Raw genomic sequence first — 24,375 nt, forward strand, 5'->3', positions numbered from 1 at the left:
CCAAATCCGCGTGTTGGGAGTTCGAATCTCTCCACCCCTGCCACATTAAAAGGCTCTAGCAGAAATGCTAGAGCCTTTTTGCTTTCTGGGTACGAATTAGTGCTATCGGTAGCGACACTGATTCTGACAATTTACTAAAATGTAGAGTGAATATCCCAAGTGTTATATAAGAAGCTACTTCAGAAGTGTAGGGGCTTTACGCTCGTTCTGCTGCAAGGTTATTCCTAGATAATAGAGGCTACCTCAGGTTAACTCCCCCTCCAATCTACAATCTACAATCTTATGGCTTTAGTTGAAATTTCGGTGCGTTTGGCCTTTTAATTCGGTTGGTTTCTCCAACGATAAATAAAGTAAGTATTGAGATAGCTATGAGCTCTCTGTTTGCTTTAGAGTCGAATCTAAATAAGCCAGCAGGTTGTAGTTATTTAGAAGAGTTACTTATCTATAGGTTAGCTCACGTGCTTATAGCTTTTCTGTAAATATGATCGCCAGGTCTTTAAGCATGACTTGGGTCCCCTCTAGTCATAAGATGCTTTTCGTTTTCTTCGAACCATTTCGGGTACATGGTTTTTCTAGGTAGTGACTCCACTACTTTTTAAGTTAATCCCCATAGTCTCGGTATTTTCCGTATCTGATCTAACTTTTCCGGCAAAGATACGATATTGAATTTTTGTATCTGAAATACAGTTCGATTAGATGATCAAGGGAGCCTAGCCGTTGTATTGGGCTCTCTCGCACTGCTGGGACTTATTAGGGTTTATGGGACAACCCAAGGGTAGGAACGTTGGTTGATGACGGGTACAAAAAAGGCCGCTTATATAAGCGGCCTCTGTTTAGTATATGGTTCCTAATCTAACTCTTTTTCTGCTTGCTTGGCTTTTTCTATCATCGGAGTAATTGTTGAGCCTTGAACCAGGATCGAGAACACTACAACGGCATAGGTCATGACAAGGATTATCTCTTTAACATCTATCGCCTTATCTTCAATCACCCAGATACCTGAAGGGATTGAAAGAGCCATTGCTAGCGCTAAGCCGCCACGTAAGCCACCCCAAGTTAGAATCTTAATCGACCATGGGTTGTAAGTTCTAAAGCGTTTAAACCCAATGTAGGACAAGAAAACACTTAGATAGCGTGCACTCAATACGAGAGGAACGGCGAATGCCATTAAGATCCAGTCTTCTTGGTGGAATTTGAACAGCAGCATCGACATACCAATCAATAAGAATAATACGCCATTTAAGAATTCATCTATCAGTTCCCAGAAGTGGTCTAAGTGGTCTTCACTCTCTTTTGAGAAGCCGATGAAGCGAGTCCAGTTACCAATCATGATACCTGATACTACCATAGCTAATGGACCTGATACGTGGAGAACTTCAGCAAAAGCATAACCTGCAGTAGGGACACCAATGGTGAGTAGCAATTCCATTGAGTGGTCATCAGTATTACTGATTAGGTAGTGGAATATAAGACCTAATGCAAAACCATAAACGATACCGCCAATAGCCTCTTGGACAAATAGCATGGTCACGCTGCCAACTGTCGGTGCTTCTGTGCCAAACGCAATGGTGAATAGAGTGACGAAGATTACCAAGCCAAAACCATCGTTAAATAGCGATTCACCTTCAATCTGAGTTGAGATTCGTTTCGGTGCATCGAGTTTCTTTACTATGGCTAAAACAGCGATTGGGTCGGTAGGGGAGATAAGAGAACCGAATAGTAAGCAGTAAATGAGATCGAATTGGATGCCGATGAACTGACAGAAACCATAAAGAACAAAACCAATAAAGAAGGTCGAGAAAAGAGTAGCGCCGAGTGCGAGCACTGTGATTTCCCACTTTTGGTCTTTTAGGTTTGGTAGTTTTATCCCTAAACCGCCTGCGAATAGTAAGAAGCCTAATATCCCTTTAAGTAGGAAGTCTTCAAAGTTGATACTGGCAACCGTTTCAGAAGCAATGTCGGCCAACTGAAACCAGTTGTTTTGGCCCGCAATGATAATTAAAAGAGACAGCATCATTGAGCCTGCTGTGATGGCGATGGTTGTTTGCATTTTACCAATTTTGCTATTAACAAAAGCAATAAGCATGGCTGCAGCAGACAAGAAGCATAGGGTGTAATAGACCGACATTGGGGTACCAACATGTAACAAAGTATGAATATGAATTTTCGTTGTCTCATGCTCAAATAGCAAACACTTTTTGTCAGGACTCGGTAATCAATTTCCTCATTTAGACGTCTAGACTCCTTTTTAATGTGTGATAGGATGGAAGTATAATTAAAGGAATGAGGTTGTACCGTGGGAAGTAATGTAAGGCAAAAGATTGACGCTCTGTTAAAGCAACGAATTTTACTGATTGATGGTGGTATGGGTACCATGATTCAGGATTATAAATTGGAAGAGCAAGACTATCGTGGTGAACGCTTTGCGGATTGGCATAGTGACTTAAAGGGTAACAATGACCTTTTGGTGCTTACACAACCTAAGCTTATCAAAGATATTCATTCGCAATATTTGGAAGCTGGGGCTGATATCCTTGAAACCAATACTTTCAACGCTACAACCATTGCTATGGCCGACTACGACATGGAAAGCCTTAGTGAAGAAATTAACTTTGCAGCAGCCAAGTTAGCACGTGAAGCCGCTGACGAATGGACTGCAAAGACTCCTGAGAAGCCTCGTTTTGTTGCCGGAGTATTAGGCCCAACAAACCGAACTTGTTCAATCTCTCCAGATGTTAATGATCCAGGCTATCGTAATGTGAGCTTTGATGAATTAGTCAAGGCTTACTCTGAATCGACTCGTGCACTGATCAAAGGTGGCTCAGACCTTATTCTTATCGAAACCATCTTCGATACACTCAATGCCAAAGCTTGTGCCTTTGCGGTTGAATCTGTCTTCGAAGAAGTTGGTGTCACTTTACCTGTTATGATCTCAGGTACCATTACTGACGCATCAGGTCGTACGCTTTCAGGCCAGACAACGGAAGCTTTCTATAACGCACTTCGTCATGTTAAACCTATCTCGTTTGGATTGAACTGTGCATTAGGGCCTGATGAGTTACGTGAGTATGTTGGTGAGATGTCCCGTATCTCGGAGAGCTATGTTTCCGCTCACCCTAACGCTGGCTTACCTAACGCGTTTGGCGAGTATGACCTTTCACCTGAAGACATGGCTGAACATGTTAAAGAGTGGGCTGAAAGTGGCTTCTTGAACTTGATTGGTGGTTGTTGTGGTACTACGCCAGAGCATATTCGCCAAATGGCGGAAGCGGTTGAAGGCGTAGCTCCTCGTCAATTGCCAGACCTACCCGTTTCATGTCGCTTATCCGGCTTAGAACCTCTTACTATTGCTAAAGAGTCTTTGTTTGTAAATGTGGGTGAGCGTACTAACGTGACCGGCTCTGCACGTTTCAAGCGCTTGATTAAAGAAGAGCTTTACGATGAAGCACTGAGCGTTGCTCGTGAGCAAGTTGAAAACGGCGCCCAGATCATCGATATCAACATGGATGAAGGGATGCTAGACGCTGAAGCGTGCATGGTTAAATTCCTTAATCTATGTGCCTCTGAGCCAGAGATTTCAAAAGTCCCAGTGATGGTCGATTCATCAAAGTGGGAGGTTATCGAAGCTGGTCTGAAATGTATTCAGGGTAAAGGTATCGTTAACTCCATCTCTCTAAAAGAAGGCAAAGAGAAGTTCGTCGAGCAAGCTAAGTTGGTTCGTCGCTATGGTGCAGCTGTCATCGTGATGGCGTTTGATGAAGTTGGTCAGGCTGATACACGCGAACGTAAAGTCGAAATCTGTACCAATGCTTACAACATTCTTGTTGATGAGGTTGGCTTCCCACCTGAAGATATTATTTTTGACCCGAACATCTTCGCGGTTGCGACTGGTATTGAAGAGCACAACAACTATGCAGTTGATTTCATCGATGCGGTAGGCGATATCAAACGCGATCTACCTCATGCGATGATCTCGGGTGGTGTATCGAACGTGTCATTCTCATTCCGAGGTAACAACTACGTTCGTGAGGCAATCCACGCTGTCTTCCTATATCACTGTTTTAAAAATGGTATGGATATGGGCATCGTAAACGCTGGTCAGTTGGAAATTTACGATAATGTACCAGAAGACTTGCGTGATGCTGTTGAAGATGTGGTACTAAACCGTCGTGAAGACTCTACGGAACGCTTGCTGGATATGGCTACCGAGTATCTAGAGCGAGCTGTTGGTAAAGTTGAAGATAAATCAGCACTCGAGTGGCGTACTTGGCCTGTAGAGAAGCGTTTAGAGCACTCATTGGTAAAAGGTATTACTGACTTCATCGTTGAAGATACAGAAGAAGCTCGTGTCAATTCAGCTCGTCCAATTGAGGTAATTGAAGGTCCGTTAATGGACGGTATGAACGTGGTTGGCGACTTGTTTGGTGCAGGTAAGATGTTCCTTCCTCAAGTTGTTAAATCAGCCCGTGTAATGAAGCAAGCTGTAGCCCACTTGGAGCCGTTCATTAATGCATCCAAACAAGTCGGTGCGAGTAACGGTAAGATTCTTCTCGCGACGGTAAAGGGCGATGTTCATGATATTGGTAAGAACATTGTTGGCGTCGTTCTTCAGTGTAATAACTATGACATCATTGACTTAGGGGTGATGGTTTCGTGTGAACAGATTCTCAAAGTCGCGAAAGAAGAAAACGTCGATATTATTGGCCTGTCGGGTCTGATTACTCCATCTCTTGATGAAATGGTGCATGTTGCCAAAGAGATGGAACGACAAGGCTTTAAGCTACCTTTATTGATTGGTGGTGCAACGACATCAAAGGCGCATACTGCTGTTAAAATTGAACAGAACTACTCAGAACCTGTGGTCTACGTTAATAACGCTTCTCGTGCAGTTGGTGTATGTACCTCACTACTTTCTGAAGAGTTAAAACCTGCTTTCGTTGAGAAGTTGGACTTAGACTATGAGCGCGTTCGTGATCAGCATAATCGTAAGAAGCCTCGTACTAAGCCAGTGACACTAGAGCAAGCTCGCGCAAATAAAGTGGCGATTGATTGGGACGCATATACTCCGCCAGCACCAGCTAAACCGGGTGTGCATGTATTCAATGATTTTGATGTGGCAACACTGCGTAACTATATCGACTGGACACCATTCTTCATGACATGGTCATTAGTCGGTAAGTACCCAGCTATTCTTGACCACGAAGAGGTGGGCGAAGAGGCAAAACGTTTATTCAAAGATGCGAACGAGTTACTGGATCGTGTAGAGAAAGAGAAGTTACTTGAAGCCCGTGGTATGTGCGCGATGTTCCCAGCCAACAGTGTTGGTGATGACATTGAGGTGTATACCGACGAGTCTCGTACTGAAGTTCTAAAAGTTCTGCATAATCTTCGCCAGCAGACTGAGAAGCCTAAAGGTTTTAACTACTGTTTGTCAGATTACATCGCTCCAAAAGAAAGCGGCAAAGCAGACTGGATTGGTGGTTTTGCTGTGACAGGTGGTATTGGTGAGCGTGAGCTAGCGGATGAATATAAGGCCAATGGTGATGACTATAATGCCATCATGATTCAGGCTGTGGCTGACCGACTAGCGGAAGCGTTTGCTGAATACCTACACCAAGAGGTGCGAAAGGACATTTGGGGCTACGCTCCAGATGAAGACTTATCTAACGATGATCTTATTCGAGAGAAATACCAAGGTATTCGTCCTGCTCCTGGTTATCCTGCTTGTCCTGAGCATACAGAGAAGGGCACGTTGTGGGAGTTGATGGATGTTGAGAAAACCATCGATATGTCACTGACGTCCAGCTACGCGATGTGGCCAGGTGCTTCAGTATCAGGGATGTACTTCTCTCACCCAGATTCTCGATACTTTGCAATTGCCCAGATTCAACAAGATCAAGTAGACAGCTATGCTGACCGTAAAGGTTGGGATATGTTGGAAGCTGAGAAGTGGTTAGGTCCAAATATTAATTAGACATTAAATCAGCGAGTTAGTTGTCAAACTAGAAAGGAAAAGGGTTGCTTAATTGCAACCCTTTTTGTCTCTGTACTTTGAGCGTTGAACTCTTCTTAATTCATTATTACCTTATTCGAAGAGCTCTTGATGTAGCTTTTGAATTGCCTGTTTAGAGACTGACTCATTGAGCAGGAAGCATAAGTTATGAGGGCTTGCTCCGTAACAAATCATGCGCAGGTTGAAATCTTCAAGGGTGCTGAATACTTGCTTAGCGTAGCCTTTACTTTCACTCATGTTATTACCAATCAATGCCACCAAACATAGGTCATGTTCTACATCGACTGAACACAGTTCTTCTAGCTCAAGACGTGCTGCTTCTGGTAATTCAGGAGCACCACCAGATGTATCAGTTTGATCTAGGGTAAGTGAAACACTGATCTCCGAGGTAGTGATAAGATCAACGGAGATCTTATGTTTAGCAAGGATCTCGAATACTTTCGCAAGGAAACCGTAAGCATGGAACATATTAGCGCTACGCAGCGTAACCATGGTTTGGTTGCAGCGAAGGGCCAGGGCTCTGAACAGCGGAGAGCTTTCCACCTGCTGGCGAATCCAAGTTCCACCTAGTTCTGGTGCTTTTGAAGAGCCGACAAACACCGGAATTTGGTGACGCAATGCCGGAACTAGCGTTGATGGGTGCAGGATCTTCGCTCCAAAGTTTGCCATCTCAGAGGCTTCACTGAAGCTGATTTCTGGGATTGGAGAAGCTTTAAGTGCAATACGAGGGTCAGTGGTGTAAATGCCTGGAACATCCGTCCAAATTTCTAAGCCAATCGCTTGTACTGACTCTGCAATAAGCGCTGCCGAGTAATCACTACCACCACGACCTAAGGTTGTTGTGTTGCCGTCATTGTCTGCACCAATAAAGCCTTGTGTGACTACAACTTGTTGTTGGCACAATGGAATCAGTTTCTCTTTCGCTAGCACTGAAATTTCTTCAAGCTGAGGTTCTGCTTTTCCGAAGGCATCATTGGTGCGCATCACTTCTCTGATATCGAAGCGAACCGCAGGTGCACCTCGTTCTCGAAGGATTTGAGCAAGAAGGTGTGTCGACATCAACTCACCACACGCAACTAAGTGGTCGGTTAACTTAGTGCTTGTTTGAAATGATGCAGCCTCGGCAGCACTCGCAATGTCGTCAAGAATGGAGTGAACTTCTTTTTCGACGCTGGTTGGGTTAGCAAGTTGGTCAAGAATTGCATTATGAATGTCCGTCAACTGGGTCATCACTTCCTGACGGCGAGTTTTGTCTTGCACACCGTTTGCCAGTTCGACAAGTAAATTAGTTACACCTGAACATGCAGAACTTACGACTAACTTGGTATTTGAGTTGTTTTCAATAATGGCAGCACAACGGCTCATTGCTTCAAAGTTGGCAACACTTGTCCCACCAAACTTAGCGACATTAAAAGAACCAGCTACATTAGATGCACTCACGATATATCTCCCACGACTTCCTAAAATAAAATTACGGTTGGGTAATCCAACGTCCAATGTTTTTCGAAGAGAGTTTTAGAGCAAAAAGAGAGGAATTATGTGAATAGTAACCTCAGAAGCTCTTCACCATATAGAAATGGTGACAGTTGCCGGGATTCAGCCCGCTCAACCGATAATAAAGGTCCTGCATCCTTTTATTATCTCGGCACTGCTCCCCATAAATGCTTTGTATCGGAAATGCGGTTCCACAAAACACCTGCCTGGGCAGTGCTCCTCTTCTGCTAGATAGCCATTTCATTGAACGTGTTTGCGCTCACAATGTCAATTGGTAACTTGAGATAATTTAAAAATAATTTTAACAATTATGTGACAGTGGTTTGACCTCAAGACCTAAGGTTAATTGCTGACATGTTCGATTTGCTTTAGGGTGGAATATCAACACCATTAACGTAAGGGATTTACATGTCTAACTTCACAAATAATTCTACTATCGATAGCTTTTATCCACCACATCGAACGTTAATGGGGCCTGGACCTTCTGATATCTCACCTCAAGTGCTTCAAGCATTGAGTCGACCAACCATTGGTCACCTCGATCCACTTTTTATTGCAATGATGGATGAGGTTAAACAGCTTCTTAAGTATGCCTTTCAGACAGAGAATGAGTTTACGATTGCTGTATCAGCACCGGGCAGTGCTGGTATGGAAACTTGTTTTGTTAACTTGATTGAGCCCGGTGAAAAGGTCATCGTCTGTCGCAATGGCGTGTTTGGCGAACGTATGCGAGAAAATGTCGTGCGCTGCGGTGGCGAAGCAATTCTTGTTGATGACGAATGGGGTAAGCCGGTATCTGTCGAAAAGGTACAGCAAGCATTATCAGAAAACCCAGATGCTGTCGCGGTTGCGTTTGTGCATGCTGAGACCTCTACTGGTGCGCTATCGGATGCTCAAGCTATCTCTGCGGTGGCTCGCCAGTTTGATGCACTGACGATTGTTGATGCGGTAACATCGTTAGGCGGTGTTCCACTGCTAGTGGATGAATGGCAGCTCGATGCGGTTTATTCTGGTAGTCAAAAATGCTTGTCTTGTGTTCCTGGTTTATCACCAGTTACTTTCTCTCAGCGTGCCGTTGATAAAATGAAAGCGCGTCAGTCACCAGTACAAAGCTGGTTCTTGGATCAGAGCCTAGTATTAGGTTACTGGAGCGGAGAAGGTAAGCGTAGTTATCACCATACTGCACCAGTCAATAGTCTTTACGCGCTGCATGAGTCTCTCGTGCTATTGAAAAATGAAGGCTTAGATAATGCTTGGTCTCGCCATCACGCTATGCATCAAGAGTTGAAAGAGGGCGTGGAAGCATTAGGACTGAAATTTGTTGTTAATGAAGAGAGCCGTTTACCACAACTTAATGCTCTTTACTTCCCTGAAGGGATCGATGAAGCGAAAGTCAGATCGCAGCTTTTAGAAGAGTATAACCTTGAGATTGGTGCAGGGCTTGGTTCTTTGGCTGGTAAGGCATGGCGTATTGGCTTGATGGGCTACGGTGCTCGCAAAGAGAATGTCGCACTGTGTCTTAAAGCGCTGCAAGACGTACTTAAATAATCGAATTAGACTAGTTCTAAAGAAAAGCGCACGAGGATCGTGCGCTTTTTTTGTTTTTCTCTCAAGGTAAGGTACGAAAGTTATTTATTAACTATTCTGCGGATGAAACATTGTTTTCTGCTTGAGATACTTTCTTGTATTGAACCTGTGAAAAGTCTTTGTTTGGAAATAAAAACTTTGCTTCACTACGGATTTGTTCCGCTTTGCTCTCTTCCCCTAAACCTTGGTAAGCAAGGATCAGGTTACTGTAGAACGCTGGTCTTGGTTTACTCTTTATAATCTCTAGTGACCAATCTACGTAAGGCTGAATAAGGCTCGGATCGCCTTTATAAAGACCAATGTTCAGGTAGGTGCTGTATATGTCCCAATCGTAGCGATCTTTCCAAACTACAGGGTTGGTGACTTGTTTGAGAATATCTGGGTTTTTAGGTTTAGATAGCTCAAATTTGGTCAGTACGTAGTTGCTATGCAGTGCACTCAACATGTAAACACTCACCAGAATGGGTAACACTAAGCTGATCACTCTAAATAGTGTTTTACTGATGATGCTAAACGACTGCTGATAGTGACGTGAAGCACGCTGGTCGACCCAATAAATCAATATGATAAAGGTTATCCAGTGTATCGTTGAGTGATAGAACGGGTACTCTAGCTGAGAGTGTAAAAGTATCGGTATGAATAGCGCCAATAAAGCTAAGCGTGTTCCTTTCGCTGAGCTCGAGATACGCGACAATACTAGTACTGCGGCAATCAATATTCCTATGATAGGTACAATACCGCCCTCAACTCCCCAGAATAGAAACTCATTGTGGGGATGATCCATTGCTGGAAGCCCCGGATGGTAGTTTGGATTGAGTTGGTGCTGACGAGCGGTATACAGGGTGTACTCTGATTCAAATTTTCCGTATCCGTAACCAGTAAATGGCTTCTCCACCAACATGTGTAATGTTTGCGGGAAGATGTAAGCGCGAGCGCTCTCTAGGTCCGCTTTTTTACTCGCTATACTATTTGTAGTGCTAAGGCTGATTACTGAAAATGCAACTACGATACCGACAGCAACGGATGCACACCATCCGTAGAAGCGTTTCTTGGTCGAGAACTTGTAGAGGTAAGGCAGAATACACACGAACCCAATGAGTGCTGCTAACCAACCTGTGCGTGATGCGATTATGATCAGCAGTGGTACCGTTAACGTTGGTGTCAGGTAAAGTAAAAATGATTCACTAATCTTGTGGTTGTACTTGGCTGGCTGCCTCGCTAATAGGTAAGCAGAAAGGACAAAACCCGTCGCTAAAAAGCTCGCCATCACATTAGGCTGCTGGAAGATCCCATAAGGACGATTGGCTTCAGTGTTGTAACCAAATAGGTTACCAGGCTCCAGCAAAAAATATTGCACATAGCCAAACAGTGCCTGTATGACGACAGCAAGTACGATGAACCACAGCATGCGCTGTTTATGTTTATTACTGAATTTGAATTGTTGAAGAACCACAAATAAGGCAAAGCCAGCCCATAACCCAAGTAATCGGCCTGAAGCCCCTTGCGGCGAAGCGTTGCTGTATAGAATAGGCAATGTCAGTATCACGCAGCTTATCAGCAAACCTATGGTTAACTTGGAATACTTGAGTACTCGATTGGTCGCTAGTTGATAAAAGCCAATCGCTAAAGTGAAGCTTAGAGCCAGCCAAGTCGTCGGATTAAAGGATAGAGCAAGGCCCGAACCACCTGGGTTAGGCATGAAAAAATGCATGGCGAGTAAGAACACAACAGCTAATGAAGCAAGGAATGCTTTGTTGAGAGGTAGCTGAGTGACCTGATGCTCTAGCTGGGTTCCGCTAGTGTGTATTGTTGCCATAAATCCCTAACCTTATAAAAACGGAGCTTGTTCCTTTTGAAACAAGCTCCGTTACTTTAACATTTTTCTGTCCGCCCGCAGGACGCTATTTTACACCTAGTTCAAATTTAACATAGGCTTAAGGAAGCGTGCTGTATGTGAACCTTCGATTAGTGCCACATCTTCTGGTGTGCCTTCTGCAACAATTTCACCACCACCTTGACCACCCTCAGGGCCGAGATCGAGTATCCAGTCTGCAGTTTTAACGACATCCAAGTTGTGTTCAATTACCACAACGGTATTACCGTGATCACGCAGTCGATGTAACACGGTTAGTAGCTGTTGGATATCGTGGAAGTGAAGGCCTGTTGTTGGTTCATCCAGAATGTATAACGTCTTTCCTGTATCTCGCTTCGACAACTCACGAGCCAATTTAACACGTTGAGCCTCACCACCAGATAGGGTAGTCGCGGCTTGGCCCAAGCGAATGTAAGAAAGGCCGACATCCATGAGAGTTTGCAGTTTACGCGCGATTACTGGAACCGGATTAAAGAACTCACGTGCGTCTTCTACGGTCATTTCCAGTACTTCGTCGATGGTTTTACCCTTGTAGCGAACTTCTAGTGTTTCACGGTTGTAGCGCTTGCCCTTACACACATCACACGGTACATAAACGTCCGGTAGGAAGTGCATTTCTACCTTGATAACACCATCGCCCTGACAGGCTTCACAGCGTCCGCCACGCACGTTAAAGCTGAAGCGACCCGGTTTGTAACCGCGCGAACGTGACTCCTGTGTACCCGCAAATAACTCACGAATTGGTGTGAAGATCCCTGTATAGGTTGCAGGGTTTGATCTTGGTGTTCGACCGATAGGGCTTTGGTCAATATCGATGACTTTATCGAAATGCTCTAAGCCTTTAATTTTCTTATGAGGTGCCGGTACTGCTGTCGTTGCACCGTTGAGTTGGGTGTGAGCAATCTTAAAGAAGGTATCATTAATCAGTGTCGACTTACCTGACCCCGATACTCCTGTGATACAACTGAATAGGCCAACAGGGATAGTCGCTGTGACATTTTTCAAGTTATTACCGGTAGCCCCAATGATCTCGACGACTTTTTTCTTGTCGATTGGTGTTCGTTGTTTTGGTACTTCAATCTCTTTTACGCCACTCAGGTACTGACCTGTCAACGAGTTTGGGTTGTCGATGATATCTTGCATAGTACCTTCTGCGACGACGTGGCCGCCGTGCACGCCAGCACCTGGACCAATATCAATCACATGGTCTGCACAGCGAATAGCGTCTTCATCATGCTCAACGACAAGCACTGTGTTGCCTAAGTCTCTGAGATGAATCAGGGTTTGCAGCAGTCGCTCATTGTCACGCTGGTGAAGGCCAATCGATGGTTCATCCAATACATACATAACCCCCACCAAGCCGGCACCGATCTGACTTGCGAGACGGATTCGTTGTGCTTCACCACCAGATAGGGTTTCAGCACTGCGTGATAGGTTGAGATAGTTCAAACCTACATTAACTAAGAAGTGCAGGCGATCATTGATCTCTTTCATTACCTTATCGGCGATTTGTCCACGTTGACCGTCTAACTTCAACTCTTGGAAAAATTGCAGTGCGTCAGCAATGCTTAGCTCAACGATTTCAGGCAGTGTTGTATCGCCAATGAAGACATTACGAGCTTCTAATCTCAAGCGTGTACCATCACAGCTAGAGCATGATTTCGTTGAGATGTATTTAGCAAGGTCTTCACGGACTGCGTTTGATTCTGTATCACGGTAACGGCGCTCTAGCGTATTCAAAATGCCTTCAAATGGGTGACGTTTGACTCGAATATCACCACGATCATTGATGTATTTGAATTCAACTTCAGTACGACCTGAACCTTTCAGAATAATCTCTTGAATCTTCTTCGGTAGAGAATTAAATGGTGCAAACAGATCGAAACCATAGTGTTCAGAGAGCGATGTTAGCATCTGGAAATAGTAGTAGTTCTTTTGATCCCAGCCCTTAATTGCTCCGTCTGCAATACTAAGATTCTCATCTAAGATTACCCGACTCGGATCAAAGTACTGCTGAACCCCAAGGCCATCACAAGTGCCACATGCACCAGCTGGGTTGTTGAATGAGAATAGGCGAGGCTCAAGCTCTTGCATGCTATAACCACACTTTGGACAAGCGAAGTTTGCAGAGAATACGATCTCTTCTTGGTCTGTTTCATCCATCCAACCAACGACAGCAATACCACCAGATAGTTCTAATGTGGTCTCGAATGATTCAGCTAAACGTTGTTGAAGATCAGGACGAACCTTGAATCTGTCTACCACGACTTCAATGGTATGCTTTTTATGAAGTTCTAGAGCTGGTGGATCGGATAGGTCGCATGTCTCACCATCAATACGCGCGCGGATAAAGCCCTGAGCCGCCAAGTTTTCCAGTGTTTTTACGTGCTCACCTTTACGCTCTTTAATGATTGGTGCTAAGAGCATCATCTTTGAACCAACAGGTAGCTCAAGTACCTTATCCACCATTTGGCTGATGGTTTGTGCGGCAAGCGGTGTATTGTGTTCTGGGCAGCGAGGTTCGCCGACTCGCGCGTAAAGGAGTCTCAGGTAATCATACACTTCTGTAATTGTGCCGACCGTCGAGCGAGGGTTGTGAGACGTCGATTTCTGTTCTATCGAGATGGCGGGAGATAAGCCTTCGATGTGGTCGACATCGGGCTTTTCCATGAGGGATAGAAATTGGCGAGCATAGGCAGACAGAGACTCAACATAACGGCGTTGCCCTTCAGCGTAGAGGGTATCAAACGCAAGTGATGACTTACCTGAACCAGAAAGACCTGTGATAACAATCAACTTATCACGAGGGATGGTGAGGTTTACGTCTTTGAGGTTATGCGTACGAGCGCCTCTAATTTCTATTTTATCCATCTCAACAGACCATGTAATTTTTAGTGGCTAAAGTATTACATAGAGTGAGATTTGTGCAAAGTTTTACTGGATAAAAAAACAGTAATTAAAAGGGCGACTCCTAAAGCCGCCCTTTACATCGTATGAAATGTTACTTACCGGTCAGTAGTTATGCTTCTTTCTGTGTTGCGTGTTTGCCTAACTCAACTTGCTGCTGGTCTTTCTTGTATAAGTTTTCAAAGCAGTAGTTTGTTGCTTCGATGTAGCCTTCTACGCTACCGCAGTCAAAACGCTGACCTTTAAATTTGTATGCCAATACACAACCTGCTTTTGCTTGTTTAAGCAGCGCATCGGTGATTTGGATCTCACCACCTTTACCAGGCTCCGTTTGCTCGATCAGTTCGAAGATATCTGGAGTCAGGATGTAACGACCAATGATCGCTAGGTTGCTTGGTGCGGTGCCTTGCTCTGGCTTTTCCACCATGTCATCAACACGGAACAAATCGTCTTTGATCATTTCACCTGAGATAACACCGTACTTATGGGTCTCTTCTTCAGGTACCTCTTGAACCGCAACAATAGAACAGCGGAACTGTTTGTAAAGGGCTACCATTTGCGCCAACACGCCTTGTTGTTCATTCACACATAGGTCATCGGCAAGTACTACTGCAAATGGTTCGTCACCCACAAGTTCGCGACCAGTCAAGATAGCGTGACCTAAACCTTTCATTTCACGTTGACGAATATAGGTAAAGTTTGCAGCTTCAATTGTTTCACGAATATTAACCAGAAGGTCTTCTTTATTGGTGCCACTGATCTGGTGTTCAAGCTCGTAGTTCTTGTCGAAGTGATCCATGATCGAGTGCTTGCCACGACCCGTTACGATACACATTCCGTCCATACCAGCTTCGATGGCTTCCTCAACGCCGTACTCAATCAGTGGTTTGTTGACTACTGGCATCATTTCTTTCGGCATTGATTTGGTTGCTGGTAAGAAGCGTGTACCGTAGCCAGCTGCCGGGAAAAGGCACTTTTTGATCATCGTAAGACCCTTTATCTATAATAATTATTGATTCAACCTGAGCGGTTGATATTTCTGAGGGCAACTCTAGCACAAATTTTGTCGAAAATTCAGCAACAATCCGTATGGCTAACCAGAGCTTCCCTCAAAATTATCATCACTTTAAGAGGTGGATCAATTATGCAAGCAGGTTCTGGTTTGCCCATGCGATCGCTTGGACTCTATTTTTTACCGCCAGTTTGCGGAATATTTGATAGAGGTGGGACTTCACGGTGAACTCACTGATAAATAGGTCGTCAGCTATTTGTGTGTTCGATGAGCCTGATTGGAGGCAACGAATGACCTGGATCTCGCGAATAGTGAGATCAACATTAGTAGGCGTTGTGTTGGTATTGACCATATTACGGTAGTAAAACAGCAATTGATTGGTAACCTTTCTTGGTAGCCAGTTTTCGCCATTGATTATCTCTTGTAAACCATGAGCAATTTTGTCTTTTTTATCTGTGTTATAAAACAGCCCTTTTAACACACCAAAAATCAAAAGCTCTGAGGTCGGCAGTTGCTGTGGGACATTAAACAAAATGATCTCATGATTTTTCCACATCACGGTCAAGTTAGGGCTGGTTGCTAATAGCTCTGGCACTTGCTTATAGTCGACAAGAAGAATGCGATTACTCTGCTTTCTGTCTACTAACATTAAGTCGCCTGGCGTCATCTTGTACAAGATAATAGACAGGTGTTTTTCTATTTCTTTTACGTGTAAGTAAGTATCACTTGGGTCGATGCACATAAAGTGTAAAGTGCGAGCGTATCGAGACTTTCTCATTGAAACTCCATGTCTAAATTTAATGAGGTTTCACGTTGTCATGCAGACTTTTGCTTCTCTAGCACCATCGTTGTTACTTGCGTTGAACATCAACTCTTAAAGTAAATGAGTGGTTTGTCAGTGGAGAAAAAAGCAACATCGCTCTGAATATCATGATTTGTTACGTTTTTATTCTTTGTCGTGAAGTGAGAATAGGAATGCGATTTATCACAGCAGAAAAGCATGCTATTCTTGTGCGCTAAAAATTTTCTGAGACTATGAATTTAGACGGAGCAAATCATGGCTAGCCGTGGAGTTAACAAAGTTATATTAGTGGGTAACCTAGGTAATGACCCAGAAATTCGTTACATGCCAAATGGCGGCGCAGTAGCGAACATTACCATTGCAACGTCAGAGTCATGGCGTGATAAAGCAACTGGCGAACAGCGTGAAAAAACAGAATGGCACCGTGTTGCTCTGTTTGGCAAGCTAGCTGAAGTTGCTGGTGAGTACCTACGTAAAGGTTCTCAAGTTTACATTGAAGGTCAACTGCAAACTCGTAAATGGCAAGATCAAAGCGGTCAAGATCGCTACACAACTGAAGTTGTGGTTCAAGGCTTTAACGGCGTAATGCAAATGCTAGGCGGTCGTGCTCAAGGTGGCGCACCAGCTCAAGGCGGCATGGGTGGCCAGCAACAGCAAGGCGGTTGGGGTCAACCTCAGCAGCCGCAACAGCAGCAGCAATACAGTGCCCCAGCTCAACAGCAGCCGAAAGCACCTCAACAAGCTCCTCAGCAGGCTCAACCTCAATATAATGAGCCTCCGATGGATTTTGATGATGACATCCCGTTCTAGATCATGCATAAACACAAACTGTAAATAAAAACGTTAATTTACAGATTTAGATGCAATAACCCAGCAGAAATGCTGGGTTTTTTTATTGTGTCACTTTTGTATTTATTAAGTTTGATTCAGTGTGGCTAGTGTTGTTTGTATTCAAAATATACCTTGAGATAAAAAACGGCCTTGAGGGCCGTTTTTAGTTTCATTGATAGCTTTACTATTGCTCAGGGCATTACTGATTCGAAGTAAAGGTATAGGTATTACCGTTACTTATAGTCAAAGCACTATCAAATGCCTCATCTACTAAGAACTAAAGGTAAAGGTATTACCGTTACTTATAGTCAAAGCACTATCAAATACCTCATCTACCAATATGTTCTCAGCAATACTTCCAGGTTCTTCAGTAACTTTGAAGTTATCGATTATGCCACCGCGAAAGCCAGATACTGTTGATTTATACTCAAATGAGTAACTTGCAGAATTCGGTTTAGTCATCGTATTCTGGAATCTCTGAGTTTTACCGGTATCATCGGTCAGGGTAACTGCAAACACGATGTTTGCATCTTTCTCATACAGGTGCACCGCAACTCGCATTAACCCCCCCCCTAGATAGCTCACATTTGCATCTAGTTCTCTATGGCTTGCATCTTCAACCCTTGTGTACCAGCCAAAATCGTCATTCAACGAGTCATAAGAAAACCCTTGTACAGCATTATTAGGCCAGAAGGGGTGAGCGGACGGTTCTAATAGTTCTAATGTGAACCGATTCTTAACGCTGGTGGTAAACTCAACTTTATGATTCAGCGAGGTAGCAGAATCAAATGCCTTGGCCCGTAAGGTGCCTATAAAGAATTTCAGGAGTTTATTGCTTGAGAAAGCAGAATTATATTCAGCCTTGCTAAGCTTCATTCCGCTGTCATTACGCACCACCCAATCGGTAGTACGGTCTGCATCATCAGGTTGCGCTGATCTTATACTCAAGCCGTCGCTGTCACGAGCATCAGCCCCAATAAAGGCACGATATGACTGACCAAATTTCAGTGGAGCGTTCTGTTTTTCTGGGTTATTACCTGTATCGTAAATCAGGTGTGCCATTCGACCTAGCCAGACAACCATGGTGTCGACCTTATCAACCTTGATATCTTCTGTTCCGGTCGTTTCACTTACCATCAACTCTCGTCCAACACTGCTCGGATCCATCCATTTGTTAAACTCGATAGTACCGGAATAAATATCATCATCTGAAATGATAAAGTCTACGATTTTCGGATTCCCCCCTAATTTTTCAGTGCGAGCTGGGCGTAATACCTCCATGTCCTGGAAAGATAGAATTTCACCATGTACTGATGCAGTCCTGTTTACTGTCAGGTAATTCTTTTTACTCGTGCTCTCATTCAGGTTCAGTTTGGTAGTATCAAGTTGGCCTGAAACCATCTCGGAGGTGACATTATCAAGCCCGGTGAAATAAAGAATACCCTCAACTAGCTTCCATGATTCAATGTCGTAGCGTTCTGTCGACCAGTCACCGCCAAACAACTTAACCGTTTTGCCATCGGCGATACGAGTCACGCCGATTACATCACGCACACCAAAGTTATGATTCTTTTCTTCTTCGATATAGTAGACATGACCTTTTGTTACTTGCATTTGCTGGTTCTGCCACCACCAATTATCACTCGGCGTTCGAAATGAAACGATCTCTTCCGAAGCGTACGGTAGAATGCGCTGAAGCTGAGCATATTCACTCCAATTACCATCATCATTAGATTTAGCTCTGTTGAAGATGCCATAGATAAAACCATCATCCCCCATCAAAACTTGCCTCAGTTGGTTGGAAGGCGACCTGTGTTCAATAGAGCGTTTTTCAATACCGCCTAGATATTTGTCACTCGGCTGAGCAAACTGTATTTTGTTATTAATAGGATCCCTGTCGTGATAGATGACCGTATTATGATCATCCACGGTATACGAACCTTGATGCCATAAAGACTCTTCTAGCTCAATTGTACTTAACTTCTCAGCAGTCAAATTTGGAATGAACTTGAGTTTTTCTGCTCGATAGATTAGAGAGTTGGCTTGAGTTACAAGGAAACTGTTGATAGCTGCTTTGTCTGAGGTCAGGTGCTTCACAGTGCCGTCATTTGGGTTCACCTTAACTATAGTGCCAGGGGTGCTAAAGTCATATGTAGGGTTTTTAAACTCATCGATCTTAAAAGTACGACTCAGGAAATAAACATTACCCTCTTTGTCAAGCTGAAGGGGTTTGAAGCGGCCATCTTTAATCTCATTCCAATACGAGTCAGGTTTTAGCGCCATATGGCCTTCAACTAAACAGCTCCAACCACTGTCAGAGATATCAACTTTAAATATCGCGCAGTTGGTATTGCCAATCAGCTCATGGTTTTCCCAGTCATCATTAGCCATGACCACATACAGGGATTTACCATCCTTGCTTTGCACTGTAAATTCAACATTGGCTTGGTAAGGTGATTCAAGCGCAGCTTGAAACTGACCTTGAGCATCCATGGTAAACAAGTTGGTTGCCGCCGGCGATGAATCTGTTGTTGCCAATGACTTGGATTTACTTAGCGATGTACTATTTTCTGCGGTGACAACACTGACAGCACCTTCCAGGTTAAATCTCACACCCTTACTAGTATTGGTCCCACTAGTATTGGTCCCACTAGCATTGGTGCCACTACCACTACCACCACCACCACATGCGGCTAAGCCTAAAGTAATGCAAAGGGATAGCGCTACCTTTGATTGATTCATATTCACTTGGTCACCCTAATTCATCTAGCCAAAAAGTTCGTTCTAATAATCATAAATAAAGCATATGCAACAGGCTTATTACTATAACTGTTTCATATTGGCTTGTTAACATAATGACCGTACTTTTGTCTCTTAAGTGGGATGGAACTGGAATTTTCAATTGAAAAAATACGAAAACCAAGTGTTCAATTTTTTGGGAAAGGAGCCAACGCGTATTATCTAAAGCTACAGAATCATATTATTTTCCACTCTCGTGTCCTCACTGCAATGTTATGTGCTTAATTTGATCATCTAAGTTCTTGAATAAGGAATGAGTAAAGGAAGAAGGCATCGGTTGGTTTAAGGTTATATTTACTTGTTGGTAAAGTTAACGTTTTCTTACTCTATATCTATATACTTCGCAATCGTTGTTTTAAACTGATGAACTGATGAACTGATGAACTGATGAACTGATGAACTGATGAACTGATGAATAAACATACTTGTCATTGTCTAGCCTATAAGACTTCCCCTTTTAGCTCTGTTTGTTATGTATTGTAAAGACAGTTTTCAATCGGAAAGGCTGCGATTACAGCGGCTTTTTGCTACCTATAATTCTTAACGCTTTATTAACAACCTCAATTTATAGTATAAGTAGTAATACGGTATAATGTGAGTTGAAAAGGATTTCTTTATTCATGAGATATACCCCCACACTAAAATTGAGCACCCGTTTGGTCGCATTTGTCACCTTGATAGTGATCAGTGCGATGTTCATTCTTTTTATTGGTGGCACCCTATCATTTAAGCGTATCGGACAAGAGTATTTAGACCACTATTTGGAGGGTATTGTCGACGTCGTAGATAAGGAAATGGAAGATCCTGACGCCGCATATTCAATGCAACGTTGGATGCCTAAGATGTTGCAAGCAAGCAACATTGTTGAGATGAAGCTGACAAATAAGACCGGCATTGTCTATCGTTTCAAAGACACCTCCCCACAGATTGATCCTAGCCGCTTGTATCTAAAAAGTTATGTATTAGAGCGAAATACCGGTTACCAAATTGAATTTAAGGCTTTGCCTCCTTACATTGGATATAGCTACTCATTAGAGGCGATGTGGTCGATCACTTTAGCGGTCGCTTTGATCATTTTCTGTTTAGCTCGTGGCGTTCGATGGTTAAAGGAGCAATTGATGGGGTCTGAAATGCTGGAAGAGCGTGGAAGGATGATTCTTGCTGGTCAGGTTGAAGCTCATGCAAAAGGTGATGAGCGAGAGTGGCCTTTTACCGCGAGTGAAGCTCTCGATGTTCTTATTGAAGAGTTAAAAGACGCTCGGCAAGAGCGTAGTCGCTTTGATACCTTTATTCGTACCCATGCCTTCTTAGATAAACTCACAGGCACTGCCAACAGAGTATTGTTTGACAACAAGCTCGAATCGGCATTGCATGAAAGTGGCGCTCGTGGTGGTGTGTTATTGATACGTATCGATGAGTGGGAACAGGTACGTGATGATAATGATAAACAAGTTACAGATAATTTTATTATTGAGGTTGGTGAAATTTTATCGAATATCGTTCAGAGATGCCCAGATGTAATTTTTTCTCGCTATTACGAAGCCGATTTTGCTGTATTTATTCCGCATCAAGGTGCTAAAGATATTGCAACACTGGCAGCCCAGTGTTTAAGACAACTTGATAAGCTAACACCACCAGAGCCTTTAGAGTCAGATAATTGGTGCCATATCGGTGTGACCATGTACACCGAAGGTGAACGTCACAGCCAAATCATGAGTGAAACAGAAACGGCATTAAAAAGTGCGCAATTGGAGCGTATTAATAACTGGAGCCGCTTCCCGAAACAAAACAAAAATGATCTTGATAGAGGTAGCGTTCGCTGGAGGACGCTGCTTGATACAGCGTTGCTTCCTGATAATTTAGTAATCTTTGCCCAGCGGTGTTATCTTATGTCAGAGGTGGGTCAAGTTAATGAATTGCATAGAGAAATATTTACTAGAATTCAGGACCCAGAGAGAGGCTTATTGAAATCCTCTCGATTCATGCCTGCGGTAGAGCAAGTGGGTTATCAAGCTCAAATGGATCAATCGGTTTTGAAGGTGGTGTTGAAATCATTAAAAGAATCAACTCAACCTATTTATTATTCAATTAACCTCAATGTCACGCCATTTGCGAGTAAGCAACATTTTAAATGGTTTAGGAGTGAATTGCTGCAGCTCTCTGCACAGCATCGTTCGCAACTCGCTTTTGAGTTCTCTGAGGGGGATCTCATTGCCCATCTTGATTATATGAGGCCAGTGGCGAAGATGCTGCGCGGACTGGGGTGCAAAATCATTGTTGGTCAAGCTGGGCGAACTATTGTCAGCACTCATTACATCAAGGACCTGAAGGTTGACTATATAAAGCTTCATCGAAGTTTGATTAAGAGAATCGATCAACGGCATGAGAATCAGCTGTTTGTCCGTAGTTTAGTCGGGGCATGTGGTGACGCCCCAACTCAAGTAATTGCGGTGGGAGTTGAGACAAAACAAGAAAAGAACACTTTGATAGAAATAGGTATAAACGGCTATCAGGGAAGGTATTTCGACAAAGAACAACAAATTATCCCTTTGCCTAATAAAGACTCAAAGTCAGTGAAAACTGAATCGTTAGTAAAAATTGGTCGAAGAAATCGATGGCGTAAGAGTAGTAGCTAAGTATGAATTTTAAAGCGATTGTAGACAAATTAAAGCCAAGCAAAAGCGATGGCAACACTCAAGTTGTCATGCTGGGCAACGATGCTGTCTATATTTCATCGACAGGGCAAGAATCCCAAGTAACCAGTATTCCTTTCGTTAATGGTGACTGGGAAAGTGCGCTGAAAAAGTCGTTAAATAGTGGGGAGTTTACCAGCAATACTCTTCAACTTATTGTTAGTACCAACTATTACCAAACCCATCAGCTTGATAAGCCGGACATCCCAGAAAACGAATGGTCGGTAGCCCTACCATTTCTACTCAAAGACCTTGTTGCGGAGAGAGTTACGGAGATCACCGCGAGTGCGGTTGCTCTACCAACTTCGAATAAGCTACAAGTGTATGTATTGCCGAAAAAGCTATTGGACAAGCTGGTTAATATTACGAGCTCGGCGCAAATTGAGCTCAAAGGTGTAGTGCCAGAAGATGAAATCTGGGGTTATAGTGCTGGTGAACTGTCGAATTTTATCCTTTTACAACGCAGTACTAATTCGCACTTCAAGCTGGGTGCGTTTGTTGAACATACCGTTTGTTTCCAAAGAACCATTCGTAGTGTTGTGCCCCCCTTAACTGGAGTGGCGTCCAGTGCTCTGCAATTAGATGGCCTTGCCTTGGAGCTTCAACGCTCTATTGATTATTTGTCTTCTCAAATTAAAGGCACGCAGCTTCATCAATTAAAGCTCTGTTGTGATGAAGAGGATGAAGCGGAATTACAAAGTGCGTTAAATAATACACTGAGTTCGACGGTCTCTTTGCTCGTTGAAGGAGAGCGTGGAAACTCTGAGAGTTTTTTGGTTCAACTTGCGGCTAAAAAAGAGACGTTTAACGTCAATCTTTACCCTGAGCATTTAAAGCCTAAAAAAGAGTATTTTACTTTAGCGAATGTCGCTGCGAGTTGGGGATTAGTTGGTGCATTGTTGCTTGGCAGTTACTTTGTGATGAACTACCAAGCTTCCAACTTAGATGCTGAATTAACAGCTCTGCAACAAGAGTCGAGCCAGCTTAACAAGCAACTTAACCAATTGAATAGTAAGTTAACTCAACATAAACCTTCCCCTGATAAAGTAGCGGCAGTTGAGCGTCTCAAACGTGAGACTCAAGCAAAAAAAGAGGCTTTAAAGGCGGTCGGGCAATACGACGAATCTCAGCAAGTCGGGTATTCTGGCGTCATGAATTCCTTAGCTCAATTAGGCCGAAATGACATCTCTCTTTCGCACATCTATATGACCCATGACACGCTAGATATGAGTGGCTTAGCTCGTAATGCTAATGTCGTCCCTAACTGGATTGGCCAATTTAAAAATGAGCTTAATCTTGTTGGTCGTTCTTTTGAAAAACTGAAAATAGGTCGTAATGATCAAGATGTGGTGACCTTTGAGTTAAGTACTCGTAGGGAGAGCAAGTAATGCAGCAGTGGAATCAGCTTAGCGATAAGTTTCTTGCATTAAGCCTAAGAGAGAAGTGGCTGCTTTTCGTGTGTGGTTTCGTTGGTCTCTCCATGTTGCTATTTACTTTACTGGTGGAGCCTGCATACCTCGAGTTGCAAGCTAAAAACGCCAAGATGACGAATTTGACTCAGTCGAATCAGAGGCAGCAAGGTGAGTTACTTGTTCTGCAAGCTAAATTGAACAAAGACCCTGATAAAGAGATCAACCTCGAATACAAAAAACTGATGAGAGAGAGTCAAGAACTGTCTCTCGAACTTGCCGAAATGATTGATAGGTTGATTTCGCCATCCCAAATGTCGCAATTGCTCGAAAGTGTACTTAATGCAGGTAATGGCTTGAAATTGGAGTCGTTGGAGTCACTTAAGCCAGAAGCGATTTCGAACAACAAAGAGACCAGTGAATATTCAGGTTATTTTCTTCACCCGGTGAGAATGGAATTGACCGGTAGTTACTTTGACATTGCAGCTTACCTTGAGGCTCTTGAGTCTCTTCCTGTGAGCTACTACTGGCGTACATTTGAATACACAGTAGAAGAATACCCGAAAGCTCGACTTGTATTTGAGGTTTATACATTAGGTACTAGACAGGAGTTTATCGGTGGTTAGAGCTCTATTGTTGTCTCTGCTGCTTACCAGTTCATTGGTTTCGGCAGAGCAAGATCCAACCGCTCCTCTGGGTTGGATGGCACCTCAGCAAAAAACAGCGCCGGCGAAGAGAGCGCCAACTCATTATCGTTTACCCTCTTTGGAAAGTATCGTGTGTAAAGCGGATACGCCTTGCTACGCCATTCTCAATGGTGAAATTGTTGCTCAAGGGGAGATGGTAAGAGGGTATCGAGTTAAGAAAATAGATTCAGAATACGTCACTCTGCAGAGAAGCTCTAAGCAGTGGAAATTAGAGATGTTCTCTTTAGATATTAAGAATAATTAAGGTT

The 24,375-nt window shown here is 43.5% G+C and carries 14 protein-coding genes and 1 riboswitch; of the genes, 7 read left to right on the top strand and 7 right to left on the bottom strand.

Features of this window, described 5'->3' with window-relative positions; genetic code table 11:
* Positions 1-847 precede the first annotated feature (847 nt).
* Complete coding sequence (locus BTO10_RS08220) at positions 848-2,128, bottom strand: cation:proton antiporter (protein ID WP_004740869.1); 1,281 nt, start codon at positions 2,126-2,128, stop codon at positions 848-850.
* 168 nt (positions 2,129-2,296) lie between these two features.
* On the opposite strand from BTO10_RS08220, the gene metH reads away from it, so the two are divergent.
* The gene (gene metH / locus BTO10_RS08225; RefSeq protein ID WP_105024259.1) at positions 2,297-5,974 is read left to right on the top strand and encodes a methionine synthase; all 3,678 of its coding nucleotides are present in this window, start codon (positions 2,297-2,299) and stop codon (positions 5,972-5,974) included.
* A 111-nt stretch (positions 5,975-6,085) separates the two neighbouring features.
* On the opposite strand, the gene lysC is transcribed toward metH, so the two are convergent.
* A complete protein-coding gene (lysC, locus tag BTO10_RS08230; RefSeq protein ID WP_105024260.1) occupies positions 6,086-7,453 on the bottom strand; it encodes a lysine-sensitive aspartokinase 3 in 1,368 nt (455 codons plus the stop codon).
* A gap of 108 nt (positions 7,454-7,561) precedes the next feature.
* A riboswitch (Lysine riboswitch) is annotated at positions 7,562-7,739 on the bottom strand.
* A gap of 176 nt (positions 7,740-7,915) precedes the next feature.
* Between lysC and BTO10_RS08235 the strand changes: the two genes are divergently transcribed.
* Positions 7,916-9,055 carry a pyridoxal-phosphate-dependent aminotransferase family protein gene (locus BTO10_RS08235; protein ID WP_105024261.1) on the top strand — a complete coding sequence of 380 codons (1,140 nt, stop codon included), beginning with the start codon at positions 7,916-7,918 and terminating at the stop codon, positions 9,053-9,055.
* Between the two features lie 91 nt (positions 9,056-9,146).
* Here the strand turns inward: BTO10_RS08235 and BTO10_RS08240 are convergent, their stop codons facing one another.
* The 4 genes from BTO10_RS08240 to BTO10_RS08255 all read right to left on the bottom strand — a co-directional run bounded on the left by BTO10_RS08240 (position 9,147) and on the right by BTO10_RS08255 (position 15,664).
* Positions 9,147-10,910 (bottom strand): PglL family O-oligosaccharyltransferase, encoded by a 1,764-nt coding sequence (locus BTO10_RS08240; protein WP_105024262.1) that lies wholly within the window; start codon positions 10,908-10,910, stop codon positions 9,147-9,149.
* Between the two features lie 96 nt (positions 10,911-11,006).
* Positions 11,007-13,838: an excinuclease ABC subunit UvrA gene (gene uvrA, locus BTO10_RS08245; RefSeq protein ID WP_004740864.1), complete on the bottom strand. Its 2,832-nt coding sequence runs from the start codon at positions 13,836-13,838 to the stop codon at positions 11,007-11,009.
* 148 nt (positions 13,839-13,986) lie between these two features.
* Positions 13,987-14,859 carry a UTP--glucose-1-phosphate uridylyltransferase GalU gene (gene galU / locus BTO10_RS08250; protein ID WP_063523508.1) on the bottom strand — a complete coding sequence of 291 codons (873 nt, stop codon included), beginning with the start codon at positions 14,857-14,859 and terminating at the stop codon, positions 13,987-13,989.
* A gap of 157 nt (positions 14,860-15,016) precedes the next feature.
* Entirely contained in the window at positions 15,017-15,664 is a 648-nt protein-coding gene (locus BTO10_RS08255; RefSeq protein WP_105024263.1) for a LuxR C-terminal-related transcriptional regulator, read from the bottom strand.
* A gap of 279 nt (positions 15,665-15,943) precedes the next feature.
* Here BTO10_RS08255 and BTO10_RS08260 point away from each other — a divergent pair, with 279 nt between their 5' ends.
* Entirely contained in the window at positions 15,944-16,498 is a 555-nt protein-coding gene (locus BTO10_RS08260) for a single-stranded DNA-binding protein (RefSeq protein WP_061033509.1), read from the top strand.
* A gap of 291 nt (positions 16,499-16,789) precedes the next feature.
* On the opposite strand, the gene BTO10_RS08265 is transcribed toward BTO10_RS08260, so the two are convergent.
* A complete protein-coding gene (locus BTO10_RS08265; RefSeq protein ID WP_146106819.1) occupies positions 16,790-19,267 on the bottom strand; it encodes a hypothetical protein in 2,478 nt (825 codons plus the stop codon).
* A gap of 671 nt (positions 19,268-19,938) precedes the next feature.
* Between BTO10_RS08265 and csrD the strand changes: the two genes are divergently transcribed.
* The 4 genes from csrD to BTO10_RS08290 are packed head-to-tail and all read left to right on the top strand — an operon-like array spanning position 19,939 to position 24,371.
* Positions 19,939-21,954, top strand: coding sequence for an RNase E specificity factor CsrD (gene csrD / locus BTO10_RS08275; protein WP_105024266.1), 2,016 nt, complete (start codon positions 19,939-19,941; stop codon positions 21,952-21,954).
* 2 nt (positions 21,955-21,956) lie between these two features.
* Positions 21,957-23,399, top strand: coding sequence for a PilN domain-containing protein (locus BTO10_RS08280; protein WP_105024267.1), 1,443 nt, complete (start codon positions 21,957-21,959; stop codon positions 23,397-23,399).
* The gene (gene pilO, locus BTO10_RS08285) at positions 23,399-24,046 is read left to right on the top strand and encodes a type 4a pilus biogenesis protein PilO (protein WP_105024268.1); all 648 of its coding nucleotides are present in this window, start codon (positions 23,399-23,401) and stop codon (positions 24,044-24,046) included. Before BTO10_RS08280 ends, pilO begins: the two co-directional genes overlap by 1 nt.
* The gene (locus BTO10_RS08290; protein WP_105024269.1) at positions 24,039-24,371 is read left to right on the top strand and encodes an MSHA biogenesis protein MshK; all 333 of its coding nucleotides are present in this window, start codon (positions 24,039-24,041) and stop codon (positions 24,369-24,371) included. The genes pilO and BTO10_RS08290 overlap by 8 nt, the downstream gene beginning before the upstream one ends.
* Positions 24,372-24,375 lie beyond the last annotated feature (4 nt).

The sequence above is a fragment of the Vibrio chagasii genome (assembly GCF_002954585.1).
GTDB lineage: Bacteria > Pseudomonadota > Gammaproteobacteria > Enterobacterales > Vibrionaceae > Vibrio > Vibrio chagasii_A.

Bases quoted from the DNA above. Each gene is read 5' to 3' on its own strand.
- BTO10_RS08260 (WP_061033509.1), top strand. From the start codon at position 15,944: ATGGCTAGCCGTGGAGTTAACAAAGTTATATTAGTGGGTAACCTAGGT.
- galU (WP_063523508.1), bottom strand. From the start codon at position 14,859: ATGATCAAAAAGTGCCTTTTCCCGGCAGCTGGCTACGGTACACGCTTC.
- csrD (WP_105024266.1), top strand. From the start codon at position 19,939: ATGAGATATACCCCCACACTAAAATTGAGCACCCGTTTGGTCGCATTT.
- pilO (WP_105024268.1), top strand. From the start codon at position 23,399: ATGCAGCAGTGGAATCAGCTTAGCGATAAGTTTCTTGCATTAAGCCTA.
- BTO10_RS08220 (WP_004740869.1), bottom strand. From the start codon at position 2,128: ATGTCGGTCTATTACACCCTATGCTTCTTGTCTGCTGCAGCCATGCTT.
- uvrA (WP_004740864.1), bottom strand. From the start codon at position 13,838: ATGGATAAAATAGAAATTAGAGGCGCTCGTACGCATAACCTCAAAGAC.
- BTO10_RS08240 (WP_105024262.1), bottom strand. From the start codon at position 10,910: ATGGCAACAATACACACTAGCGGAACCCAGCTAGAGCATCAGGTCACT.
- BTO10_RS08255 (WP_105024263.1), bottom strand. From the start codon at position 15,664: ATGAGAAAGTCTCGATACGCTCGCACTTTACACTTTATGTGCATCGAC.
- BTO10_RS08235 (WP_105024261.1), top strand. From the start codon at position 7,916: ATGTCTAACTTCACAAATAATTCTACTATCGATAGCTTTTATCCACCA.
- BTO10_RS08280 (WP_105024267.1), top strand. From the start codon at position 21,957: ATGAATTTTAAAGCGATTGTAGACAAATTAAAGCCAAGCAAAAGCGAT.